Origin of the sequence: Devosia riboflavina (genome assembly GCF_000743575.1) — a bacterium.
Taxonomy (GTDB): domain Bacteria; phylum Pseudomonadota; class Alphaproteobacteria; order Rhizobiales; family Devosiaceae; genus Devosia; species Devosia riboflavina.
Genome location: NZ_JQGC01000003.1, coordinates 256,146 through 280,177 on the forward strand (window position 1 = coordinate 256,146; position 24,032 = coordinate 280,177).

The 24,032-nt window shown below is 61.4% G+C and carries 18 protein-coding genes; 14 read left to right on the top strand and 4 right to left on the bottom strand.

Annotation, left to right across the window (positions count from 1 at the left end; genetic code table 11):
• Nucleotides 1–10: 10 nt before the first annotated feature.
• Both mdoH and JP75_RS04385 read left to right on the top strand, forming a co-directional pair.
• Nucleotides 11–1,762, top strand: coding sequence for a glucans biosynthesis glucosyltransferase MdoH (gene mdoH / locus JP75_RS04380; RefSeq protein WP_051960343.1), 1,752 nt, complete (start codon nt 11–13; stop codon nt 1,760–1,762).
• Entirely contained in the window at nt 1,755–2,963 is a 1,209-nt protein-coding gene (locus JP75_RS04385; protein ID WP_051960344.1) for an OpgC family protein, read from the top strand. The genes mdoH and JP75_RS04385 overlap by 8 nt, the downstream gene beginning before the upstream one ends.
• A 116-nt stretch (nt 2,964–3,079) precedes the next feature.
• Here the strand turns inward: JP75_RS04385 and JP75_RS04390 are convergent, their stop codons facing one another.
• The gene (locus JP75_RS04390; protein ID WP_051960345.1) at nt 3,080–4,114 is read right to left on the bottom strand and encodes a LacI family transcriptional regulator; all 1,035 of its coding nucleotides are present in this window, start codon (nt 4,112–4,114) and stop codon (nt 3,080–3,082) included.
• 276 nt (nt 4,115–4,390) lie between these two features.
• Between JP75_RS04390 and JP75_RS25075 the strand changes: the two genes are divergently transcribed.
• The 5 genes from JP75_RS25075 (at nt 4,391) to JP75_RS04415 (ending at nt 11,859) form a co-directional block, all read left to right on the top strand.
• Nucleotides 4,391–5,707 (top strand): extracellular solute-binding protein, encoded by a 1,317-nt coding sequence (locus JP75_RS25075; RefSeq protein WP_051960346.1) that lies wholly within the window; start codon nt 4,391–4,393, stop codon nt 5,705–5,707.
• 195 nt (nt 5,708–5,902) lie between these two features.
• On the top strand, nt 5,903–6,793 hold the full coding sequence (locus tag JP75_RS04400; RefSeq protein ID WP_051960347.1) for a carbohydrate ABC transporter permease: 891 nt from the start codon (nt 5,903–5,905) through the stop codon (nt 6,791–6,793).
• Nucleotides 6,793–7,602, top strand: coding sequence for a carbohydrate ABC transporter permease (locus JP75_RS04405; RefSeq protein WP_035079742.1), 810 nt, complete (start codon nt 6,793–6,795; stop codon nt 7,600–7,602). Before JP75_RS04400 ends, JP75_RS04405 begins: the two co-directional genes overlap by 1 nt.
• Entirely contained in the window at nt 7,599–10,793 is a 3,195-nt protein-coding gene (locus JP75_RS04410) for an alpha-mannosidase (protein ID WP_051960348.1), read from the top strand. The genes JP75_RS04405 and JP75_RS04410 overlap by 4 nt, the downstream gene beginning before the upstream one ends.
• Nucleotides 10,794–10,803: 10 nt before the next feature.
• Nucleotides 10,804–11,859: an ABC transporter ATP-binding protein gene (locus JP75_RS04415; RefSeq protein ID WP_035079745.1), complete on the top strand. Its 1,056-nt coding sequence runs from the start codon at nt 10,804–10,806 to the stop codon at nt 11,857–11,859.
• 95 nt (nt 11,860–11,954) lie between these two features.
• Here the strand turns inward: JP75_RS04415 and JP75_RS04420 are convergent, their stop codons facing one another.
• Nucleotides 11,955–12,959, bottom strand: a complete 1,005-nt coding sequence (locus tag JP75_RS04420; protein ID WP_051960349.1) for an IS30 family transposase — start codon at nt 12,957–12,959, stop codon at nt 11,955–11,957.
• 114 nt (nt 12,960–13,073) lie between these two features.
• Complete coding sequence (gene murQ, locus JP75_RS04425) at nt 13,074–14,006, bottom strand: N-acetylmuramic acid 6-phosphate etherase (protein WP_035079750.1); 933 nt, start codon at nt 14,004–14,006, stop codon at nt 13,074–13,076.
• Between the two features lie 237 nt (nt 14,007–14,243).
• Here murQ and JP75_RS04430 point away from each other — a divergent pair, with 237 nt between their 5' ends.
• The 7 genes from JP75_RS04430 (at nt 14,244) to JP75_RS04460 (ending at nt 21,498) form a co-directional block, all read left to right on the top strand.
• On the top strand, nt 14,244–15,092 hold the full coding sequence (locus tag JP75_RS04430; RefSeq protein WP_035079753.1) for a MurR/RpiR family transcriptional regulator: 849 nt from the start codon (nt 14,244–14,246) through the stop codon (nt 15,090–15,092).
• Nucleotides 15,093–15,686: 594 nt separating this feature from the next.
• Nucleotides 15,687–16,751 carry an ABC transporter ATP-binding protein gene (locus tag JP75_RS04435; protein WP_035080237.1) on the top strand — a complete coding sequence of 355 codons (1,065 nt, stop codon included), beginning with the start codon at nt 15,687–15,689 and terminating at the stop codon, nt 16,749–16,751.
• Nucleotides 16,752–16,801: 50 nt separating this feature from the next.
• On the top strand, nt 16,802–18,043 hold the full coding sequence (locus JP75_RS04440; protein WP_035079756.1) for an extracellular solute-binding protein: 1,242 nt from the start codon (nt 16,802–16,804) through the stop codon (nt 18,041–18,043).
• A gap of 71 nt (nt 18,044–18,114) precedes the next feature.
• Nucleotides 18,115–19,035: a carbohydrate ABC transporter permease gene (locus JP75_RS04445; RefSeq protein ID WP_244446252.1), complete on the top strand. Its 921-nt coding sequence runs from the start codon at nt 18,115–18,117 to the stop codon at nt 19,033–19,035.
• Entirely contained in the window at nt 19,032–19,895 is an 864-nt protein-coding gene (locus JP75_RS04450; RefSeq protein WP_035079760.1) for a carbohydrate ABC transporter permease, read from the top strand. The genes JP75_RS04445 and JP75_RS04450 overlap by 4 nt, the downstream gene beginning before the upstream one ends.
• Nucleotides 19,892–20,563, top strand: coding sequence for an N-acetylmannosamine-6-phosphate 2-epimerase (locus tag JP75_RS04455; protein ID WP_035079762.1), 672 nt, complete (start codon nt 19,892–19,894; stop codon nt 20,561–20,563). Before JP75_RS04450 ends, JP75_RS04455 begins: the two co-directional genes overlap by 4 nt.
• A complete protein-coding gene (locus JP75_RS04460) occupies nt 20,560–21,498 on the top strand; it encodes an N-acetylglucosamine kinase (RefSeq protein ID WP_051960351.1) in 939 nt (312 codons plus the stop codon). Before JP75_RS04455 ends, JP75_RS04460 begins: the two co-directional genes overlap by 4 nt.
• A 202-nt stretch (nt 21,499–21,700) precedes the next feature.
• Here JP75_RS04460 and JP75_RS04465 read toward each other — a convergent pair whose 3' ends face one another.
• Nucleotides 21,701–23,995: a Tex family protein gene (locus tag JP75_RS04465; RefSeq protein WP_035079764.1), complete on the bottom strand. Its 2,295-nt coding sequence runs from the start codon at nt 23,993–23,995 to the stop codon at nt 21,701–21,703.
• Nucleotides 23,996–24,032 lie beyond the last annotated feature (37 nt).

Genomic DNA, 24,032 nt, shown 5'->3' on the forward strand with positions numbered 1-24,032 from the left:
GGCAAGGTGAATGGCTAATCGGTTCACTCCGGGGCGGGCTGGGTGGCTGCGGCTGCTCACGCTGGGCTTCGCCGCGGCCGTGAGCCTGACCGCCGGCATCGCCTTTCTCGACCTGATCGGGGGCAATCGCCCGGTTTTTCTTGATTGGTTGCGCACGATCCTGCTCGTCCTGACCGGCTTCTGGCTGGTCTGGGGTGGCACGATCGGGCTTTTGGGGGCGCTGTCGCCGAAATCGCGGCGCCTCATGGACCTGACGCGGCCCGAGGGCAAGACGGCCATTCTGGTGCCGATCTACAATGAAGACCCGGTCGAAACCTTTGCGCGCATTGCGGCGATGAACCGGCAGATTGTCGCCAAGGGTCTCGGCGAGCATTTTCATTTCGCCATTCTCTCGGACACGACATCGCTCGAGGTTGCGGCCGAGGAAGCGAGCGAATTCGAGCGGCTGATCGTCGAGCCGGACGCGCCGGGGCGCATCTTCTATCGCCGCCGCGAGCGCAATGTCGGCCGCAAGGCCGGCAATATCGAGGATTTCATCGCCCGCTCGGGCGCGGCTTATGACTATGCCATCATTCTCGATGCCGACAGCCTGATGGAAGCCGAGACCATGCTGGCCATGGTGCGGCGCATGGATAGTGATCCGAAACTCGGACTCTTGCAGACGGTGCCGGTGGTGATCGCCGCGCGGACCCTGTTCGGGCGCATGATGGCTTTTTCCTCGGCCTATTTTTCGCGCTATTTTGCCCGTGGCTCCGCCATGCTGCAGGGCGAGGACGGTCCCTATTGGGGGCATAATGCCATTGTGCGCGTGCGCGCCTTTGCCTCCTGCTGCGGCCTGCCGGTGCTTTCGGGAAAACCGCCCTATGGTGGGCATATCTTGAGCCACGACTATGTCGAGGCGGCGCTTTTGGCTCGCGGCGGCTGGAAGGTTGAGGTCGATCCTGAACTGCTCGGTTCGTTCGAACAGGGGCCGGAGAACCTCATCGAATATGCCAAGCGTGACCGCCGCTGGTGCCAGGGCAACCTGCAGCATCGCCGGCTGATTGCTGCGCCGGGGCTGAAATTCTGGAGCCGGTTCACCTTCGTCCAGGGCATCATGGCCTATCTCGCCTCGCCGCTCTGGCTGCTGTTGATGGCGGCGAGCCTGCTTTCAAGCCTTACGCCCGATAGCGGCGGCGAGCGCTGGGGGGCGACGCCCTGGGTGATCGGCGCCGGTGTGCTGGCAACGCTGCTCCTGCCCAAATTCGCCATTGCCCTCCGCGGCGCCATGGACGGCACCAATGCGGCCTTTGGCGGCTGGCGGATCATTCCCTCGGTGTTGAGCGAGATTGTCATCTCGACTGTGATCGCCCCGGTTCTGCTCGGCTTTCAGAGCCGCGCGGTGTTCCAGATTCTTTTCGGCATGGATGGCGGCTGGCCGGCAACCGAGCGCGACGCCAAGGCGGTGCCGCTGAAGACGGCGTTTTCGGCGAGCTGGTGGATCGTTTTGGCGGCGCTCGCGGCCTTGGTGTTCATGGCCTATGCCGGGCCGGCATTCCTGCCCTGGTTGCTGCCGGTGGCGGGTCCTGCCCTCCTCGCGCCCTTCGTCATCTGGGCAACGGCGCGCGGCGGCGAGCGGCCGGTCAGCACCTGGCTATTCTCGACCGCCAATGAACGGGCACCAAGCCCGATCATCGTCGAAGCCGATGCCATCCTCGCCAGTTGGCGGGCGACCGAGCCTGTCGTGACGGTGGGCCTTGCCGAAGTCGCCGTCCATGCTTGAGCGCAAGCCGACCGTCTGGGATCGTATCCCGGGCCTGCGCGCCATTGCGGCTGGCCCTGCCCCCCTGCCCCAGGGCGCGCGCGACGAGCGGCTCGACATGTTCCGCGGGCTGGCGCTGGTGATGATTTTTATCAATCATGTGCCGGGCAATGTGTTCGAGGCTTTCACCAATCGCAATTTCGGCTTTTCCGATGCGGCTGAGGCTTTCGTCTTCATGTCGGGCGTTGCGGCAGGACTCGCTTATTCGGGCGCGTTCCTCAAGCAGGTGCCGGTCTGGCTTGCTATTGCGCGGCCCTGGGCGCGAGCGCGGCAGCTCTATTTCGTGCACCTGACGCTGACCTTCATCTTCCTCGGCACCTTTGCCGCGGCGGCGCATTTTTTTGGCCTCTATGAGCTGCTGACGACCAATAATCTGAAGGCGCTGGCGCAGAAGCCGCTCGAGGTGCTGATCGGCATTCCGCTGCTGACGCATCAGTTCGGCTATCTCAATATCCTGCCGCTCTACCTGACCTTCCTGCTGGTGACGCCGGCGCTGATCGTCGTCGGTTTGAAAAAGCCCTATTGGTTGGTGGCGGGCTCGGTGCTGCTCTGGGTGCTGGCCGGCACGTTCAGGCTCAATTTCCCGAACTATCCCAATTCTGGCGGCTGGTTTTTCAATCCGCTTTCCTGGCAGTTGATCTTTGTGCTGGGGCTTGTGGCCGGCATGGGCATGAAGCTCGGCAAGCGCGCCTTTCCGACTCATCCCCTGGCATTTCTGCTGGCGCTGGGATTTCTGGTCCTGTCGCTGTTGTGGATGAAAGTGTCGCCGGTGGGCGCCATGGGCAATGGTGTCTTGCGCTGGTTCTGGCAGATCGGGGCGCCCTTCCACATCCACTCCTTCGACAAGACCTTTCTTTCCCTGCCGCGGCTCTTGCATGCGCTGTGTCTGTTCTATGTGTTGGCTTCCATTCCCAGCATGCAGGCGATTGCCGCTTCGCCCTGGGTTTCTCCGCTGCGCGCCATGGGGCGGCAGGGCCTTGCGGTTTTTGCCACGGGCACGGCGCTGAGTCTGCTGTTCCAGGCGGTAAAGGCCGGCGTGCCGGAGAGTGCTCTTACCGATGCAGCGATCCTGGTGGTGGGGCTGTCGATCCAGGTCGGGCTCGCCTATGCGCTCAACCATACGGTCAAGATGAAGGCAGCGCTGGCGCGGGCGAAGGCCTGAATGCTTTTAAAAACACCGGCTGTCATCCCGGCGAAGGCCGGGATCCATCTTGAGATCTCAGGATGGGCCCCGGCCTTCGCCGGGGTGACAATCGAGTATTGGGCAGCTTCACAAACCTAGCCGCTGCGCCAGTGGGGCTGGGGTTCGGCGAGGGTCTGCAGGTCCTGGGCGGCGACGCCGTCGATGCGGCGGATGAGGAGCCGGGTCAGTTCGCCACCGGCGGCAAAGACGTCCTCGCGAATGCTGTCCATCTGCGGGAAGAGCGTCGGCAGAATGCCCGAGGTCTGCTTATAGATCAGTTGCACTTCGCGCCCGAGGGTCACGCCGCCCTCGGTGAGGCCGCCGACGAGGGCAATGGTGCGCATTTCGCTGTCGCAGACGATGCCATCCGGCCGGTCCCCGGCGGCAGCGAGCTCCATGCCGACGCTGCGCATTTCGGCGGGGCTGAGCTTGACCGTGCCTTCGAGGACGCGCGCCTCGATGCCGGCGCGCGCCGCCTCCTTGCGGAAACTGGTGACGATATTGTGGTAATTGGTGGTACTGTCATCGCCGATGACGAGCATGATATCGCGACAGCCCTTGCCGGCGAGGCGTCTGACCGCCAGCGCCGCAAAATCCTCGGAATGAAAATCGTGATAGGCGTGCGGCGTATAAAACTCCGTGCGCCCATGGCTGACGAAGGGGAAGTCGGCATCGATCATCATCTGCACGCGCGGATCGCGCGGGCCGGTATGGGTGATAATCACGCCATCGGCGGTGCGATTGGAGAGAATGTAGTTGATCGTGTCGGTCGACAGGTGCCGCTCGAATTCGGGGATCACCGTCAGGTGGTAGCGCGTGCCCTGAATGGCGTGGCCGATGCCCTGGATCATGCTGCGGGCAAAATCGATTGAATCTTCCGAGCCATCGAGCACCAGGGCAATGACATTGGTTTTGCCGGTGCGCAGGCGCACGCCGGCGCGATCGGGCACATAGCCGAGCGCCTTGGCCGCTTCGTTGACCTTGTCGCGGGTTTCCTGCTTGAGCGTGGTGCCGCCCCTTAGGGACAGGGAAACAGTGGAAAGGCTGAGACCAGTCATCTCGGCGATGGTCTTGAGCGTCACGCGCCGCTTGCCACTGGCCATATTGTTCGTCGTCGTCTTGCTGCTCATTGCTTTCCCCGCCCCGATTTTACACGGGCGCGCCGGCAAACCAATGATGAATTTTTTGCAACGTTGGATAAGATTCAGGCCGGGCTGAAATCGATGCAACCCTCGTATCACCATTGAAAAATAATGATAAAAAACTCTATATGTCAGCATGCATGACAATTTTCGAATTGTAATTGCAACGTTGCATCACATGTGATTACGTTCTGGCCGTTCGGGATGTGGAGGTCCCGGATAATGCCGCATGCGATAAGCGGCAGCAGAGCAGAGGAGGAGTTAATGCTCAGAACCGGTTTTCTGACGACGGTGGCCGCCATGACCTTGATGGCCGCGTCCGCGATCCCCGCCCAGGCGGAAGTATCGTTCATGTATCCCGAATGGCTGGCGGCACTGGTCGAGCCCGGCATCACGGCCTTTGAGGCCGAGACCGGCGAAACCGTGAAGGCCATCAAGCTGCCGGGCCAGGGCTATGACCAGCGCATCGCGCTCGATCTCAGCGCCGGCACTGCCGCCGATGTCAATGTGATGGACTCCTTCATGGTCAGCGAACTGGCTTCGGCCGGTTATCTGCTGCCGCTCAACGAGCCGCTCAATGGCTGGGACCAGTTCGAGCCCTATATGAAGGGCCTCTTGGAAGTCGCGTCCTATCAGGGCCAGATCTATGCCCTGCCCACCGATACCGACGTGCGCATGCTCTGGTATGATCTGTCCAATTTCGAGAAGGCCGGTATTCCCACCCCATGGGAGCCCAAGAGCTGGGCCGACATTCTCGATGCCGCCCAAAAACTCAAGGATGCGGGCGTGCAGTATCCGTTCCAGTTGCCGGCCGGCACCAAGCAGGCGGAAGCGGCCACCATGCAGGGCGTCTATATGGCGCTGCTCGGCGCCGACGTGCCGGAAGGCGACCGCAATCGTCTCCTCAAGCGCGATACCAATCAGTGGATCGGCGACAGCCCGGCCCTGCGCCGCACTTTCGACTTCTACCACCAGGTCTATGCCGAACGCGAACTGAACCCGGCCGATCTCAACTATGCCACCGATATCGGCGCAGCGGTGCGTGCGGCGCTGGCCAATGACCAGCTCGGCATTCTCGCCTCCGGTTCCTGGGAAGATGCATGCCTTTGGGACTGCAACACCCCGCCGAGCCGCGAGGAGCGCGATGCGCTCGTCGCCTGGACGCCGTGGCCGGGCTCGGGCGAACCCGGGACCAAGGCAACGACAAATATTTCCGGCGGCTGGGCCATCGGCGTCAATGCCAATGCCAGCGACAAGGACCTCGCCTTCAAGCTCGTGACCTCGATCTTCGACCTCGACAATTTCAAGGCCTGGACCCTGGCGACGCACCGCATGGCCGTTCGCACGGATATTTCGGAATCTCCGGAATATATGGCCGATCCGTTCCTCGCCAAGGCAACGGCACTGGCTGCCGACACCACCGGCCGCGATACCGTCCCCGGCTATCAGACCGTTTCGGCGCTGATCCAGCAGGCGACCTCGGATCTCGTCGATGGCGTGCCGGTCGAAGAAGTCGTCCAGACTTATCATGACGCGCTCGTCGACGAATTCGGCGAAGAAGCCGTCGTGACCTACGAGTAAGTCGAACCTCCCGACGCGGCGGCGCCCAAAGATGTCCTCCGGGTGCCGCCGTGACGGGTGTTTTTCTAACAATCTCCCGCGTCATTCCCGCGCAAGCGGGAATCTCATTCCCAAACGGAGGTCCCCGCTTTCGCGGGGATGACACCGAGTTTCTGGAAGCGTGTTGGCCTACCGACCGCCCAAGCGAGAAAGCCCATGAAAAACCAGGCCAATCCTTGGCTGACCGGGAATCTCTTTGTCCTGGTGCTCGGCATGTTGCCGGCAATCGTTCTTATAGGGGCGTTGCTTTATTTTACCGCCTGGGCTTTTGCCTTCTCCTTCACCGATCTGGCCCTGGTGGGCAGGAAAAGTGTCGAATGGAGCTGGGTGGGGCTCGAAAATTTCGAGCGGCTGTTTACCCGGCGCGGGTTCCTCGAATCGCTCTGGACCACCGTCATCTTCGTGTTCTTCTCGGCCATTGTCGGCCAATCGGTGCTGGGCTTCCTGCTCGCCGCCGTGTTGCGCGGCACGCAATCGAGCATTCGCAGCGTGGTGGAAGTCTGCATCATGCTCGGCTGGCTGCTGCCCGATATCGTGGCGGCATTCCTCTGGTCGGCAACGACCAGCCAGACGGGGCTGATCAATCAGTTGATCGTCGTGCCGCTCGGTTTTCGGCCGATCAACTTCATCAATGAATATGCCCTGCCCATCGTCACCATCGCCAATATCTGGAAGGGCACTGCCTGGTCCTATCTGCTGTTCTCCGCCGCGCTCGACTCGGTGTCGCGCGAAGTGGTGGAAGCCGCGAAAGTCGATGGCGCAACGCCGTTTCAGCGCATCTGGCTTGTGCAATTGCCGATCATCCGGCCGCATATTGCGACCAATATGCTCTTCATCACCATCTGGACCTTCACCTATTTCCCGCTGATTTTCGCAATGACCGGCGGCGGTCCGGGGCGGCAGACGGAAACGCTGGCCGTGTTCCTTTACAACCAGAGTTTTGCGCGCGGTAATCTCGGCTTCGGTTCGGCCATTTCGGTCGCCATGCTGGCCATTGTCGGTGTGCTCTCGCTCTTCTATCTGCGCCTCTTGCGGGAGCCCAAATAATGGACAGCCAACCCTCCCGCCTGACCGCGGTCGCCCTCGCCTTCATGGCCGTCATCTGGGTGAGCCCGTTTTCCTGGCTGATCCTGAACGCCTTCAACCCGCTCTCGACCGGCCAGCTCGAAATTCCGCGGGCCTTCGGCTTCGACAACTTCGGGCTTGCCGTGAGTGGCAATGCCGGGCGGCAGTTTCTCAACTCGATCATCATTGCCGCGGGCACGGCGACGCTTTCGGTGCTGGTCGGGATTTCGGCGGCCTATCCGCTGTCGCGCCTCAGGATTCCCGGCCGCAATGCCCTTTTGTGGACGCTGGTGCTGCTGCGCATGCTGCCTTCGGCCGGCGTTTTGGTGCCGCTCTATTTTGCTGCGCAGCGCTCGGGCCTGCTCAACCAGCTCGGCGTCATCGTGGCGCTGACCATTCTCAACCTGCCTTTCACGCTGCTGCTGTTGAAAAATTTCTTCGATACGGTGCCGATCGAACTTGAAGAAGCGGCCTATGTGGAAGGCGCCAGCCTTCTCCAGATTGTCACGAAAATCGTGTTGCCCATGTCGCGCGCCGGAATCGCGGTGGTCTGGTTCTTCAGTTTTACGGGGGCGTGGAACGAGTTCCTGCTGCCGCTGATCTTTGCGCGCGTGCAGGATGCCTTTCCAATGTCGGTGGGCCTCTATGCAGCCTTCGGGCAGCAGGGCGCCATCAATTACGGCTTCCTCACTGCCTTTTCCATTCTCTACGCTGCGCCGGCGGTCGGCGTGTATTTCTTGTTGCGGCGGAACATGAACACAGGGTTCGCCGGTGTCGGAGTCAAAGGATGACCTATTCCAATCCTCAATCTACCAAGCTCGGTCTTCTGGACGACGACCTCAAGATGGAGGGCAAGCTTCTCCGTCTCTGCGCTGACCTTGAGAAGAAAATCCGCACACCGATCGCCAATGTACCCTTCCAATGGCATGTGCAGCGCGCTGATGGTTTTTCCGCTGCCGAGGCGCTGAAGGCGGACTGGAAGACCTGGGAAAAATTTGGCCATCATTCGGTTTGGGCCAAGCACCAGGAACACACCTGGTTTGCTGCTGAAATCACCGTACCCGAAGAGGCCAAGGGCAAGGTCTTTGTCGCGCATTTCACCAGCCAGTGGCAGGATCGGCCGGGCTCGACCGACCCGCAATGTCTCGCTTATCTCGACGGCAAAGTGGCTCAGGCGCTGGATGGTAATCACACCGAACTGGTCATTGAGCGCAATGCCAAGCCGGGCAGCAAGCATGTGCTGCTGGTCAACGCTTTTACGTTCTTCGATCGGCCGCTGGTTGGCTTTGAAGTCGATTTCTTCGTGCGCAATGAACGCGCGGAAAAGCTCTATTATGACCTGCAGACGCCGCTCGATGTGGCGGTGCGGCTTTATCAGAATGATCCGCGGCGGCAAGCTATCCTGAACATCGTCGACCGTGCTTTGCGCGCGCTCGATCGGCGCGATGGGCATACCGATGCGTTTGAGGCGGGGCTACCGGCGGCGGAGAAGATTGCCAAGGAAATCTATGATCTCGTCGATACCGAGGTGCAGCCGCAGATCACGGCGGTTGGCTCGACCCATCTCGACGTCGGCTGGCTCTGGCGCGTAATGCATACGCGCGACAAGACCGGCCGCAGCTTTGCCACGGTGCTCAACCTGATGGAGGAGTATCCGCAGTTCGTCTTCATGTACAACCAGTCGGTGCTCTTCGATTTCCTGAAAAAGGACTATCCGGAAATCTGGGAGCGGATGCTCAGACGAGTAAAATCCGGGCAGTTCGAGATCGAAGGTGCCATGTGGGTGGAGCCGGACGTCAATATTGCCTCGGGCGAGTCGCTGGTGCGCCAGATCATGCGCGGCCGCCGCTTCCATATCGAGCATTTCAACGTGACGCCGAAGACGGTTTGGCTGCCGGACACGTTTGGCTATTCGGCCAACCTGCCGCAGATCATGGAAAAATCCGGGCTCGAATATTTTGTGACGTCGAAGCTTTCTTGGAACGACACCGACCGGCATCCCTATGACACGTTCTTCTGGCGTGGCATCGACGGGACCGTCACCAAGGCGCAGCTCATCACTGCCCAGAGGTATGACAGCGAACAGATTTTTACGACCTATAACGGCGATCTCTCGGTCTCCGAAACAATGGGCGCATGGAAGCGCTATGAACCCAAGGCGGCCTACAACGAAGTCGTCATGTCCTATGGCTATGGCGACGGCGGCGGCGGGCCGACCCGCGCCATGATCGAGCGCGGTACGCGTCTCGAACGCGGCATTCCCGGCGCGCCTAAGGTGAAGCTTGAGGGGATCGTTCCGTTCCTTGATCGCTTGGGCAAGGCGATGGACGCCAATCCCGCGAAATTCCCGACCTGGAATGGCGAACTTTATCTGCAGTACCACCGCGGTACGCTGACCTCGGTCGCCAAGAACAAGGCCAATAACCGCAATGCCGAGCGGCGCTTGCGCGAGCTGGAATTCCTGGGCGCCATGGCGCTGAGCCAGGCGGGGCATGCCTATCCCTCGGAAACCCTGGCCGAATTCTGGGAGCTGGTTCTTATAAACCAGTTCCACGACATCCTGCCGGGCACGTCCATTCCCGAAGTCTATGTCGATAGCGACGGCGAATATGCCCAGATTTTCTCGACGCTTTCGTCGCAGAACGGGCCCTGGCATGCGGCGGCGCAGGCTTTTGCCAAGCCGGGGGCCGATCAGCTTCGCGTGCTCAACTTTACCAGCCAGAACCGGGCGGAACTGGTGAGCCTCGGCAATGTTGGGGCGGGCAATGGGCTAGCGACGGCTGGCGGCGTTACGCCGGTGCAGAAGATTACGCGGGCTGATGGCTCGACGGAAAATGTTGCGCCGGTTGGCAATATTGCGGCCCTGGGCTGGACGGCGGCGCAGATTGTTTCCTCCGCTCCCGCAGCCAAGAGCACGCTGTCGGTTTCGGAAAAGCACCTTGAGAACGAGTTGATCAAGGTGAGCTTCGACAAGGCGGGGGAAATCACCTCGGTCTTCGACAAGACGCGGCAGCGCGAGGTGCTGGCGCCGGGCGCGGCCGCCAACCGGCTCATTGCCTATGAAGACAAGCCGATGGAGTGGGATGCCTGGGATATCGACCGCTATTTTGAGGAGCAGTTCTGGCCGCTGGCCGATAGCCCGACCAAGATTTCCGTGGTTGAGACCGGGCCGCATCGTGCGGCCATCCGGGTTGAGCGCAAATACCAGAAGTCTTTGATCGTGCAGGTGATTTCGCTTGCTGCCGGCGCGCGGCAGGTCGAGTTCGACACCTTTATCGACTGGCAGGAGCGGCAGCAGGTCATCAAGGCGCAGTTCCCGTTCGATCTCAACATTTCCGAAATTCGCTCGGAAATTCAGTTCGGCCATGTGAAGCGCCCGACGCATCGCAACACGACTTGGGACCGTGCACGGTTCGAGGCCTCGATGCATCGCTGGGTCGATATTTCGGAAGCCGATTTCGGTGCGGCGCTGATCAATGACAGTAAGTATGCCTATGATTGCCACGAGCAATCGGTGCGGTTGACACTGGTGCGCGGTTCGACCTTCCCGAGCCCGGATGCCGATCTTGGCGAACACCGCATTCGCTATGCGCTGTTTGTCCATGAAGGCGTCGCTGACCTGGCGCAGGTGCACCGGGCGGCGGAACGCTTCAACAATCCGGTTGCCGTCATCGGTTCGATCTCTCCGCAGGCGCAGGCTGCACAAAACTTTGGGCAGTTTAGCCTGGCGCAGGTGAGCGGGGATAACGTCACCATCGAGACGGTGAAGAAGGCCGAGAAATCGGACGAAGTGGTGCTGCGCGTCTTCGAGCACGCCAATATCCGGGCCGAGGCGGTGATCTCGTTTGGTCTCAACGTGAAGCGCGTTCGCACGGTCAACCTGATGGAGGAGGGCCCGAGCAAGCCTCTGGAACTTAGGGATAATTCAGTCACCTTGAGCCTGCGGCCCTTCGAGATCGTCACGCTCCTGGTAGAAGTCTGAGGAGGATTTCATGGCCGATGTCACGCTGCGGCAAGTCAGAAAATCCTATGGATCGCTTGAGGTGGTTCATGGGGTCGATCTCGACATCAAGAGCGGGGAATTCGTGGTTTTCGTCGGGCCTTCGGGCTGCGGGAAATCGACGCTTTTGCGCATGATTGCGGGGCTCGAACCGATTTCCGGCGGCGACATTTCGATTGGTGGGAGGGTGGTCAATGACGTGCCCTCGCCCCAGCGTGGCATCGCCATGGTTTTCCAGTCCTATGCGCTTTATCCGCATATGTCGGTCTACGACAACATGGCCTTTGGCCTGAAGCTGCAAAAGACGCCGAAAGAAGAGGTGGACCAACGCGTTAGGGAAGCTGCTCGGATATTGCAGATCGAGCCCTATCTCGATCGCATGCCCAAGGCTCTCAGCGGTGGTCAGCGCCAGCGCGTCGCCATCGGGCGGGCGATCGTGCGCAATCCAAAAGTGTTTTTGTTCGATGAGCCCTTGTCCAATTTGGACGCGTCGCTCAGGGCGCAGACGCGGGTGGAGATTGCAAAGCTGCACGATACGCTTGATGCGACAATGATTTACGTGACGCATGATCAGGTCGAGGCGATGACGCTGGCGGATCGGATCGTGGTGCTCAATGCCGGGGTGATCGAGCAGGTGGGTTCGCCCCTGGAGCTTTATCGCAACCCGGTGAATACGTTTGTCGCGGGGTTCATTGCCAGCCAGCGCATGAACTTTGTTCCGGTGACACCGGAGGTCGGCGGGTTGCGGCTTCCGGGTAACAGACTGTTAACGTTGAGTGGCACCGACCTCACGAAAGTGCGAGTGATCGGGGCACGACCGGAGCATCTGGAACTGGCTGATGCGAAAACGGCCGATCTCAGCGGCACTTTGGCGGTGATCGAACAGTTCGGGGAATATGCGCTGGCCTATGTCGAACTGCCCGATGGCGAGACGGTGACGGTGAAGCTCGATGGGGCGCCGGAGTTGGAATTGCATCAGGAGATGCATATCAAGCTGCCGGCGGGGCAGTTGCATTTGTTCGATGAGGCGGGGCGGGCGATCAGGTAGTTCGGCGCGCGGGGCTCCCCCCTCCCGGCCTCCCCCATCGAGGGGGAGGTGCCGCATCGAGTTTGCGGCACGATTTCTTTTCCCACCACCGCTTGTCACCCCCGCGAAAGCGGGGGGGTGGATTCTCGTTTGAAGTGCAACATGTGTTGATAAAAGGCTTGAGCTGGTGTGTTCCAGTCAAGGCATTTGCGCGGTGTTGTGTTGTAGACGAGCAGAGCGCGCCGCAGTTGTTTTGGGTCGAGTTTGGCCAGATCGGTCTTTCGCGGTAGGGAGCGTCGCATGCGCCCAATGGCGTTTTCGATGCCGCCCTTCTGCCAGGGTGCGTGCGGGTCGCAGAAGAAGGTGGCAATGCCCTTGCGGTGCAAGAGGGCATGACGCGCGAACTCTGTGCCATTGTCGAAGGTGATGGTCTGGCGCATGGGAGCGGGCAGCGGCGCGAGGGCGGCCTTTATGGCTCTTGCCACCGGTTCGGCATGTTTTGAGGGCAAGACAACCGCGACCAGCACCCGGCTCATGCGTTCATGCAGGACAAGCAGGTTCTGCCCATAGCGAGAGAAGGCCATCAGGTCCGCTTCCCAATGGCCAGGGCTCTGGCGGCTCTGTGCCGCCTCGGGCCGCAGGGTTATGGAGACACGCTCACGGATCAGCCGGGTCGAACTTCCGCCGGGCTTGGGGCGAATGCCGCGCCTGGCCTTGCCGCGCGGCAGGAGGTGGCGCCAACCATAGTCCTTGGTCCGTCGGATCTGGGCATGGATGAAGCGGTAGATGCTCTCCACCCCGATGGGGGATGGCCCTTGATGACGGAACCAGCCGACAACCTGCTCGGGGGACCAACCCCGGGCTAAATGGTCCAGGACCGTGTTGCGCAGGTCCGCATTCCGATCCAGCCGGCTCCCTCGCCACCAGCGCGCCATGGCTTGTTGGGCGGCATATTCAGCCAGATAGCCGGACTGCCCGCCATTGCGCTCTATCTCGCGACAGATCGATGATGCCGAGCGACAAAGAGCTGTAGCGATTTGCCGGAGAGAGGTGCCAACGCCAAGTAGACGGGCAATCTCAACCCGCTCGCTAATACTGAAGTGCTCATATCTGCGTCCCATGACAACACCTTACAAAGGTGTTGCACTTCGTTTGAGAACTCATCGGACCTCCGTTTCCAAACAGGGGTTCCCGCTTTCGCGGGAATGACACCGAGTGTGGGGGTGGCCGGGATATTACCCAGCAGCGCGCGGTTGGATGCCGGCGGCGCGGCGGAGGAAACCTTCGGAGTTTTCGAGGGCGGCTTCGGCTGTGGGGCGGTCCATGCCGGTCAGGGCCATGAGAATGGCCAATTTGACATTGTTGTCGGCGGCGAGAAGCAGGCGCTCGGCTTCGTCGGGGGTGCAATTGGCCACCTCGACGATGATGCGGATGGCGCGGGCTTCGAGTTTTTTGTTCGAGACTGAGAGGTCGACCATCAGGTTCTGATAGGTCTTGCCGATGCGGATCATGCTGGCCGTGGTCAGCATGTTGAGCACCAGTTTTTGTGCCGTGCCGGATTTCAAACGGGTCGAGCCGGTGACGGCTTCGGGGCCGACGACGGGCGAAATGGCGATTTCGGCCTGGCGGGCGATGGTCGAGTCAGGATTGCAGGAGAGCGCAACCGTGGTTGATCCAACCGACTTGGCATAGTCGAGGCCGCCGATGACATAGGGGGTGCGGCCAGAGACGGCGATGCCGACGACGACGTCGCGGGCTTCGAGTTTTACACGCTCAAGATCCTTGCGGCCTTCTTCGGGGGAATCTTCGGCGCCTTCAATGGGGTGGCGCAGGGCGTGGTCGCCGCCGGCGATGAGGCCGACGACCATTTCGGGCGGCACGCCGAAGGTCGGGGGGCATTCGGAGGCGTCGAGGACGCCGAGGCGGCCGCTGGTGCCGGCGCCCATATAGATCAGGCGCCCGCCATGGCGGAAGGCATCGACGATCTTGTCGACGGCCAAGGTGATTTCAGGCAGAACCTTTTCGACGGCTTGAGCGACCTTGCTGTCTTCCCGATTCATGGCCGCGAGGACCTCGCGGGTCGACATGAGATCGATCTCGACCGTATCGGGATTGCGAGCCTCGGAAACCAGCGTTTCCAGCTCCGCCATCAGAGCGCTTTTTGCCATGGGTAGTCCCCTCTGTTCGACCAAAATGCTAGAAGCGAATATTCCGCTTGTCAATGAAATGAGGAATAGAATATTCCTTTTCATGTGAGGTGTCTCGCACCTCTGCACTGCGCCCTGACGTGACGAGCGGAAATCCCGGTGACCGGGGGTTTTGATGGCGCAGTGGGTGGAGCGGAACCTGAGATGGATTGACCGGCATCGACTTTCGGGAGATGTCGTTTCCTGGGGGTATGAGCCATGTCCATCCTGAAAATTATCGGCGCGAAGATCGAATCCATGACCCAGGCGGATCGTCAGATCGCCCGGTTCATTCTCGATCACCCCGAGGAAATGCTGGCCATGTCTTCGGCGGCCCTGGCGGAAGCCACGGGACGCAGCCAGTCGAGCGTCGTCAAATTCAGCCAAAAGCTCGGCTATGAGGGCTATCAGCAGCTCAAGCTGGATGTGAACAAGGCCAAGGCGCAGGAATTTCATGCGCCGGCCGGGGTCATTCACGGCACGATCGATGCCAGCGACAGCTATATGACGATCCTGCAAAAGCTGATCGGTTCAAAACTGCTGTCCATGCGGGAAACGTCGGCGGTCAATACCGAGGCGACGATCGACTCCGCGCTCGACGCGCTGATGTCGGCACGGCGGATACAGCTTGCCGGGGTCGGCGCGTCGTCGCTGGTGGCGCGGGATTTTTCCTACAAGCTCTTAAAGCTTGGGCGGACGGTGCTGGTCGATAGCGACAGCCATATCCAGATTTCCAATGCTTCGGCGCTGAATGACCAGGACCTCATTATTGCGCTGTCGCATTCGGGGCGGAGCATGGAAACGCTGCGGATTGCTGAACTGGCGAAGAAGCGCGGGGCGACGCTGTTGTCGGTGACCGGGCTGCAGCCCAATCCGCTGCTCGACATTGCCGATATCAGCCTCTTTACGGTGGCGGACGAGGAGCGGGTGCGCTCTTCGGCGATCACCTCGCGCGATGCGCAGCTTATGTTGACGGATATGCTGTTCATCCTGCTGCTGCGGCGGCAGGCGGATGCTTATGATTATATCCACCGCAGCGAGGCGGCGGTGACGGTGCTTAAGGCTTAGCGCCGGCCCGAAGGGCAAATTCGCTCCAGTGGAGCGAATTTAGGCGTGAAGGCCATGAGAGCTGTGCTCGAATGGCGGGTGGGTGCCGTATCCCATTTCGTCGTCATTGCCGGGCTTGTCCCGGCAATCCAGCGATCTGGCGACATCCCATGGACCACCGGGACAGGCCCGGTGATGACGACGGTGGAGTGGGCGGGTCTTAATTTCGTCCGCAGTGTCATTGCTGCGAAAGCGGGTATCTTCGTTTCAAACAGGGATTCCCGCTTGCGCGGGAATGACACCGAGTGGGTGGGAAGCTTGGTGTTTCCAAATCCACCGGACTGCCCTCGGACTTGATCCGAGGGCCCGCTGCAGCAAGCGCGCGAGTGGATAGTGGCCCTCGGGTCAGGCCCGAGGGCAGCACGGAGGTTGGGAAGGCTTCTGTACATATGCCACCCCTCCCTCAAATTCCCCAACCCCGCCGACATCCTTACCAAAATATGACCTGTCACATGCCTGATGTAATTTTCTATTCTTGACAGTCATGAAATTTGGAATTTAGTATTCCATCCCAAGGTGCTCATGAGGGGGCATCGAGGGCAAGTGGAGGGCATCTTGGCTCGACTATCGCTGCGCGGCATCAAGAAGCGCTTCAAGACCACCGATGTGCTCCATGGCATCGACCTCGAAATCGGGGATCGCGAATTTGTCGTGTTCGTCGGGCCTTCGGGTTGCGGCAAGTCGACCCTGTTGCGCCTGATTGCGGGCCTTGATCCGATTTCGGACGGCGACTTCTTTCTCAACGACCAGCGCATGAACGATGTAGCGCCGTCGCGGCGCGGCATTGCCATGGTGTTCCAGTCCTATGCGCTCTACCCGCACATGGATGTCTACGAGAACATGGCCTTTGGCGCGCGCCTGATGGGGCTGACCAGGGACGAAGTCGAGAAGCGCATTGCCGATGCGGCGCGTATGCTGCGGCTCGATGAACTGCTGAAGCGCAAGCCGCGTGAGCTTTCGGGTGGCCAGCGCCAGCGTGTTGCCATTGGCCGGGCGCTGGTGCGCAAGCCAGATGTGTTCCTGCTCGACGAGCCGCTGTCGAACCTCGATGCGGCGCTGCGCAGCGATGTGCGTCTCGAAATCGCAAAACTGCACCGCGATATCGGCGGCACCATGATCTATGTGACCCATGATCAGGTGGAAGCCATGACGCTGGCCGACAAGATCGTGGTGATGAATGCCGGGCGCATCGAGCAGGTTGGTTCGCCCCGCGAGCTTTATGAAACCCCGGCCAATATGTTTGTCGCGACCTTTATCGGGTCGCCGCGCATGACGCTGGTGGATGTGACTCGCAATGGCGATCGCCTGGCCGTTGCCAATGGCGGCTCGGTGGTAACGGGCGCCCTGCCCGAAGCAAAGAACCTCAAACTCGGACTACGGCCGGACGCCGTAAAACTGCACCGTGGTGCGGCGGGCGAGGGGCTCGCGGCGACGGTGGTCTATACCGAATATCTGGGCGACAACGCTTATGTCTATGCGCGCCTTGCCGACGGCACGCTGCTTTCGGCGCGCACGACACCCAATGATCTCTATGCGCCCGACGAGGCTGTGACCGTGACGGTCGAGCCGGGCTCCGCGCATTACTTTTCCGCCGAGGATGGCCGGCGGCTGACCCCATAAACGGGGCCGGATCAAAACTATCCAGACGTTTTCAAGGGAAGGGAACACACATGAAAACCAATCTGATCCGCATCGGCGCCGCACTCAGCGCCGTGCTCGTCGCAGCCCCGGCTTTTGCCCAGGACCTAACATTCTGGAGCTGGCGCCAGGAAGACCGCGCTGCCTACGAAACGTTCATCGACACGTTCGAGACCGCCAATCCGGGCATCACGGTAAAATTCGAGACGTTTGAAGCGGCGAACTACAACACCATTCTCTCGACCGCTCTCGCCGGTGGCGTTGGTCCCGACGTGATGATGGTTCGTGCCTATGGCGGTCTCGAAAACGTCGCCTCGGCCGGCTATCTCGAAGAGCTGACCACGGCAAGCGTTCCGGCCCTCGCCGATTTCGCCGCGCCGGCAATCGCCGCTGAAAGCATGCGCTCGGACGGCAAGCTCTATGCCGTGCCCTTCGCCAGCCAGACCCAGCTCGTGATCTATAACAAGGCCCTGTTCGACGCCAACGGCATTGCCGAACCGCAGACCTGGGACGAGCTGAAGGCCGCAGCCCAGAAGCTCAAGGACGCTGGCGTCATTCCCTTTGCCAATGGCACCGCGACAGCCTGGCAGAACGAAACCGTCACCTTCGGTCTCGGCTCCTCGCTGATGGGCAAGGATTTTTATGACGCGCTAATGGCTGGCGAAGCCGACTTCACCGACGCCCGTTTCACCGGCGCGCTGGGCGAAATTGCCGCCGTTGCCGCCGAATATTTCCCGGACGGCTTTATCGGCCTCGACTATCCCTCGGCCCAGCAGCTCTTCTCCTCGGGCATGGCCGGCATGTTTATCGGCGGTTCCTATGAACTGGCGACGTTCAAGACGCAGAACCCGGATATCGAACTCGGCGTGTTTGCCGCTCCCGGCAAGACGGCGGAAGATGCCAAGCTCGTTGGCCTCTATTTCGACGGCGGCTATGCCGCCAATGCCGCCGGCGCCAACAAGGAAGCGTCGGTAAAGTTCCTGAACTACCTGGCGAGCCAGGAATTCGGCCAGGCTTTCGCTAATACGCTCAACAACATCTCGACCATTCCGGGCGTGACCTTCGACAACCCGCTGCTGGCTGAAGTCAACGATCTCAACAAGTCCTCGATCCCCTACCTGATGCTCGCCCACTTCCGTTATGGCGAACCCTCGGGCTCGGTGCTGATCCAGGGCGAAATGCAGAAGCTGTTTGCCGGGGAAACGACGCCGGAAGCTATCGGTGAAGCCCTGACCACGGGTCTCGCCGCCTGGTACGAGCCGTTCCAGAAGTAAGGCGGATCTCCCTCCGCCGGAGGGTGGGCCTTTGGCCCGCCCTCGCCCTCATCTCCAAGCGAGCCCTAAAAGTGCCCCAACTTCGGATGACAGGCCGCGGCCTCTGGATTACCGCGCTCATCGTGCCGCCACTGGCCTTTGTGGCTCTCTTTATCGTCTATCCCATCGTTTCGGCCTTCGCCTATGCCTTCTTCGACTGGCAGGGGTTGAAGCGGCTCGATTTTGTGGGGCTCGAAAATTTCCATACGGTGCTGTTCGTCGAGCCCTATCGCAGCTGGACGATCAATGCCTTCAAGAACAATGTCATCGTGTTCTTCGCGCTGATGGTGCTGCAGAACGGGCTGGGGTTCATCCTTGCCTATGCGCTCTGGCGCGAACTGCCCGGCGCGCGCTTTCACCGGATCGCTGTGTTTCTGCCGGTGGTGCTGTCGACCATCATCGTCGCCTATCTCTTCAAGCTTTTTTATCACCCGCTCTTTGGCGTCGTGAACATCACGCTCAAGGGGATCGGGCTGGGCTGGCTGGCGCAGCCCTGGCTCGGACAATCGGGCACGGCGCTTGGCAGCATCATCGTGGCGCAGGCCTGGCACATGGTCGGGTTCCCGACGCTGGTTTTCCTTGCCGGCATGCAGCGTATCCCGAGCGAAATTCTCGATGCGGTGCGCATGGAGACGGAGAGCGAGTGGGTGAAAATCACGAAAATCGTGTGGCCGCTGGTGGCACCGAGCGCGACGATTGTGTTCACGCTGCTGTTCGTTGGCGCGTTCAACTGGTTTGAGCTGCCCTATATCATGGGCGGGCTGGATGGCTCGCCGTTCGGGTCGACCGACGTCTTGGGGCTTTATTTCTATCGCACGGCCTTTGGCAATGTCTCGGCCGGGCAGCAGGATTTTGGGCTCGGTTCGGCGCTTGCCGTGATCATCTTCATCTTTATCGCGATCGTTGCCGGGGTGATCACCACGCGGCTGCGGGCCCGGGAGATCCAGCTATGAGTGCGGCTGCGACCGATTACTATGACCGCAAGGGGCTGTTCGCGACTTTGGGTCGCGACGGCATGCTGCAGATCATCCTCATCGCCAATACGGTGCTGATGCTGGCGCCGATCATCATCATGGTGTTTTCGGCCTTCAAGACGACGCCGGAAATTTTTAAATCGCCGTTCGGCATTCCCGATTTCACGCAGGTGGCCAACTTCGTGAAGATCTGGAGCGAGACGAATTTTCTGCGCTATCTCTTGAACTCGTTTGTCGTGACCGGCGCCTCGATGGTGCTGATCCTGACGCTCGGGACCATGGCGGCCTATGCGCTGGGGCGCTATGCCTTTACCGGCTCCAGTTTTATCCTGATGTTCTTCCTCGCGGGGCTGACGCTGCCGCTGAAGCTAGCGATCATTCCGCTCTTCATGCTGATGCGGGACCTGTCCATTCTCAACAACCAGCTCTCGCTGATCTTCGTCTACACAGCCATGGGCCTGCCGACGACCGTGTTCATCATGACCGGTTTTATCCGCAGCCTCCCCAATGAGCTGGAAGATGCCGCCCGCATGGATGGAGCGAGCGAGGCGCGGATCATGTGGGCGATCATGCTGCCGCTGGTGCGTCCGGCCATGGTGATTGCCGGCATCCAGAATGTCGTGCCGATCTGGAACGACTTCTTTTTCCCGCTGGTCTTCATCCAGAACGACAGCCTCAAGACGCTGCCGCAGGGGCTGACGACGTTCATGGGCGAATATACGACCGACTGGGGCGTACTGTTCTCGGGCTTGACCCTCTCGGCCGCGCCGATCATTCTCATCTATATTGTCCTCTCCAAGCAGTTCATTGCCGGCATGACTTCGGGAGCGGTGAAGTGAGTTTTGCACTGCCCAAGGGCCTGATCGTTTCCTGCCAGGCGCGGGCGGATAACCCGCTGCATGGCCCGGTCTTCATGGGCGCCATGGCGCTCGCCGCGCGCGATGGCGGGGCGAAGGGACTGCGGGCCAATGGCCCGACGGATATTCGCGCCGTGAAATCAGCGGACCTGCCGGTGATCGGCATTCACAAGGTGTTTTCGGACGAATACCCGGTCTATATCACGCCCGATTTCGACGCTGCGGCGGCGATTGTCGAGGCGGGGGCGGAAATCGTGGCGCTCGACTGCACCATGCGGCCGCGCAATGGGGAAAGTCCGGAAGTGCTGGTTCGGCGCATCCGCGAGGAGTTGAAGGCGGAGGTTTTCGCTGACATTTCCACCTTCGAGGAAGGCGTGGCGGCGGCCGACTGGGGCGCAACTTATGTTGCGACGACGCTGTCGGGCTATACGGAATATACCGAGCCCAAGCCGGAGTTTCCGGACCTCGAACTTTTGGAAAAGCTCTCAAAACGCCTTTCCGTTCCCGTGGTGGCAGAGGGGCGCTACAATACACCGGAATGGGTGAGGCGCGGTTTTGAGGCCGGTGCCCATGCCGTCGTGGTCGGTACGATGATCACCAATCCGCGCGAAATCACCAAAATGTTCGTCAGGGGCGGCGTGCCGGAATGACGGCTGTGCATCTCGGGGTCGATGTCGGCGGCACGGCCAGCCGGTGGGTGGCTTGTGACGATTCCGGCGCGGTGCTGGCGCGCGGAAAGACTTCAGGCGCTACGGGGCATCTGTTCAATCCGGCGGAGAAGGAACGGCTGCGGGTGGCGCTGAGTGCCATTGCGGCTGATCTCAAGGCGCAGGGTTTTGCCGTGAAATCGGCGACGACGGGGCTGACGGGATTTGGCGCCGTGGTGGCCGGGTTGATGCGTGAGCAACTGGTCGAGTTCTTTGGTGTCGCGGCGGAAAGCTGCATCACCGTCGACGATATGACGCTGGCCTATGCTTCCATTTTCAAGCCGGGCGAAGGGCACCTCATTTCGGCAGGCACGGGGTCGATCGGGCTCCATATCGGGGTTGGTGATGCCTATGTGCGGGTTGGTGGGCGCGGGATTCTCATTGATGATGCGGGTTCGGGGAGCTGGATTGCGCTGAAGGCGCTCGACACGCTGTTTCGGCGGCTGGATCACGATGGGTCGTTCGATGGCGTCGCTGTGCTGGCGGAAGAGATCGCAGCGCGGCTGGGCAGTGTCGAATGGCATGTGGTGCGTGAATTTGTTTATGGCGGCGATCGCGGGCGGATCGGGACGCTGTCGGTGGCTGTTGGCGCTGCGGCGGAGCGGGGCGACCTGACGGCGCGGGAGATTTTGGCATCGGCCGGGCGCGAGCTGGCGCTGATGGGGTCGGCGCTGACGGGACGGGTTGGGTCGAGGCCGATTGGTTTTGTCGGTGGCGTGTTGGCGCTGCCGGGGATTCGGCAGGCGATTGTCGAGGCGCTGGCGGGGCACGAGGTGGTGTTCCCCGAGGCAGACGCGGCGCTAGCGGCGGCGCGGATGCAGACAAGCGCGAGTACGGAGTGGCGCGCGGCGCTGGCGGGGAATACGGGGCTGGCTTGAGCCACCGATTTTCCCTCGCCCCTTGCGGGAGAGGGACAGATTTTTCTGCGTTCAGCAGAAAATCAGGGTGAGGGGTTCTCTCCCCACGCGCAGAGCTTGCCCATGGAGCCCATACCCCTCATCCGCCCTTCGGGCACCTTCTCCCGCAAGGGGAGAAGGGAGAGCGGTGGGAGTGGAGGCGCCATTGGGCGCCCCAGCTGTCTTACTTCTTCTTCATCGCCGCGCTGAGCAGCGCACCGAACGCGCCTTGGTCGTTGGCCTTGGGCTTTTGTTCCGGGCGGGTGTTGGCTGGCCGTTGCTGCTGGGGGCGGTCCTCGCGGGCTGAAACGCCGCCGTCGCGGCGCATGGTGAGGGCGATGCGTTTGCGCGGGACGTCGACTTCGACGACGGTCACTTTTACCACGTCGCCGGCTTTGACGACCTCATGCGGGTCTTTGACGAATTTGTCGGCGAGTTGGGAGACGTGGACCAGGCCATCCTGGTGCACGCCGATATCGACGAAGGCGCCGAAGGCGGCGACGTTGGTCACAGTGCCTTCGAGCTGCATGCCGGGTTTGAGGTGTTTGATGTCATCCACACCCTCGGCAAAGGTCGCGGTCTTGAAGGCGGGGCGCGGGTCGCGGCCGGGCTTTTCCAATTCGCCGATGATGTCGCGGACGGTGGGGAGACCGAAGCGTTCGTCGACGAAGACGCGGGGGTCGAGGGCTTTGAGGGCGGAGGGGTCGCTCATCAGGGCGCGGACGTCGCGGCCGCAGGCGGCGACGATTTTTCTGGCGACACCATAGGCTTCGGGGTGGACCGAGGAGGCATCGAGCGGTTCGGTGCCATTGGGGATTCGCAGGAACCCGGCTGCCTGCTCAAAAGTGCGCTGGCCGAGGCGGGCGACCGAGAGCAGGTCTTTGCGGGTTTTGAAGGGGCCGTTGGCGTCGCGGTGCGCGACGATAGATTCGGCGATGGAGGCGCCGAGGCCGGAGACGCGGGCGAGGAGTGGTGCGGAGGCGGTGTTGAGGTCGACGCCGACGGCGTTCACCGCGTCTTCCACCACGCCATCGAGCGATTTGGCGAGGCGGTACTGATCGACGTCGTGCTGGTATTGGCCGACACCGATGCTCTTGGGCTCGATCTTGACCAGTTCCGCCAGGGGGTCCTGCAGGCGGCGGGCGATGGAGACGGCGCCGCGGAGGGACACGTCGAGGCCGGGGAATTCGGCGGCGGCCAATTCGGAGGCGGAATAGACCGAGGCACCGGCTTCAGAGACGATCACCTTGAGCGGCTTGGGCGCGGGCATGTCGGCCAGCATTTCGGCGACGAGCTTTTCGGTTTCTCTGGAGCCAGTGCCGTTGCCGATGGCGATCAGTTCGACATTGTGGGCGCGGATGAGCTTTGCCAGTTCAACCTGGGTGCCGGTGACGTCGTTGCGCGGCGGGAAGGGGTAGACCGTGGAGGTCGCGAGGACTCTGCCGGTGCCGTCGACAATGGCGACCTTTACGCCGGTGCGGATGCCGGGGTCGAGGCCCATGGTGGCGCGGGAGCCGGCGGGGGCGGCGAGGAGAAGGTCTTTCAGATTGCGGGCGAAGACGGTGATGGCTTCTTCGTCGGCACGTTCGCGGAGGTCACGCATGAGATCGAGCGAGAGGTGGACATAGAGTTTTGTGCGCCAGGCCCAGCCGGCGACGTCGAGGAGCCATTTATCGCCGGGGAGGCTACCACCGATCTGGTAGGCCGAAGCCACCATGCGGACGGCGGGTTTGACGGCGGCGGTGTCGTCGGCATCGACTTCGATATCGACGGAGAGCACTTCCTCGTTGCGGCCGCGCAGCATGGCGAGGGCACGGTGGCTGGGGGCGGTGGCCCAGCGCTCGGTGTGATCGAAATAATCGGAGAATTTGGCGCCGGCTTCCTGTTTGCCGTCGATGACCTTGGCGCGGAGCGTGGCACGGTCCTTCATATAGGTGCGCAGGCGGCCGACGAGATCGGCGTTTTCGGCCATCTGTTCGACGATGATGTCGCGGGCGCCGTCGAGTGCGGTTTTGGCGTCTGGGATGTCGTCGTTGAAATAGGACGGGGCGAGGTCGGCGGGGACGAGGCGGCGATCATTGAGGATCGCTTCGGCAAGGGGCCCCAGACCGCGCTCGCGAGCGATTTCGGCCTTGGTGCGGCGCTTGGGCTTAAATGGCAGATAAATGTCTTCGAGCTCGGCCTTGGTGGGGGCGGCGGCGAGGGCGGCGGCGATTTCGGGGGTGAGCTTACCCTGCTCGGTGATGGATTTCAGGATCGCATCGCGGCGGGCGTCGAGTTCGCGGAGATAGCCGAGGCGCTCTTCGAGATTGCGGAGTTGGGTGTCGTCGAGCCCGCCCGTCACTTCCTTGCGGTAGCGGGCGATGAAGGGGACGGTGGCGCCGCCGTCGAGGAGTTCGATGGCCGCCTTGGCCTGATCGGGCTTGGCGCCGATTTCCTGGGCAATGCGGGTGGCAAGGTTTTGAGTGGGGAGCGCCATGGGTCAGCCAGTCTGGATTCGCGTTGGCGCGACCATA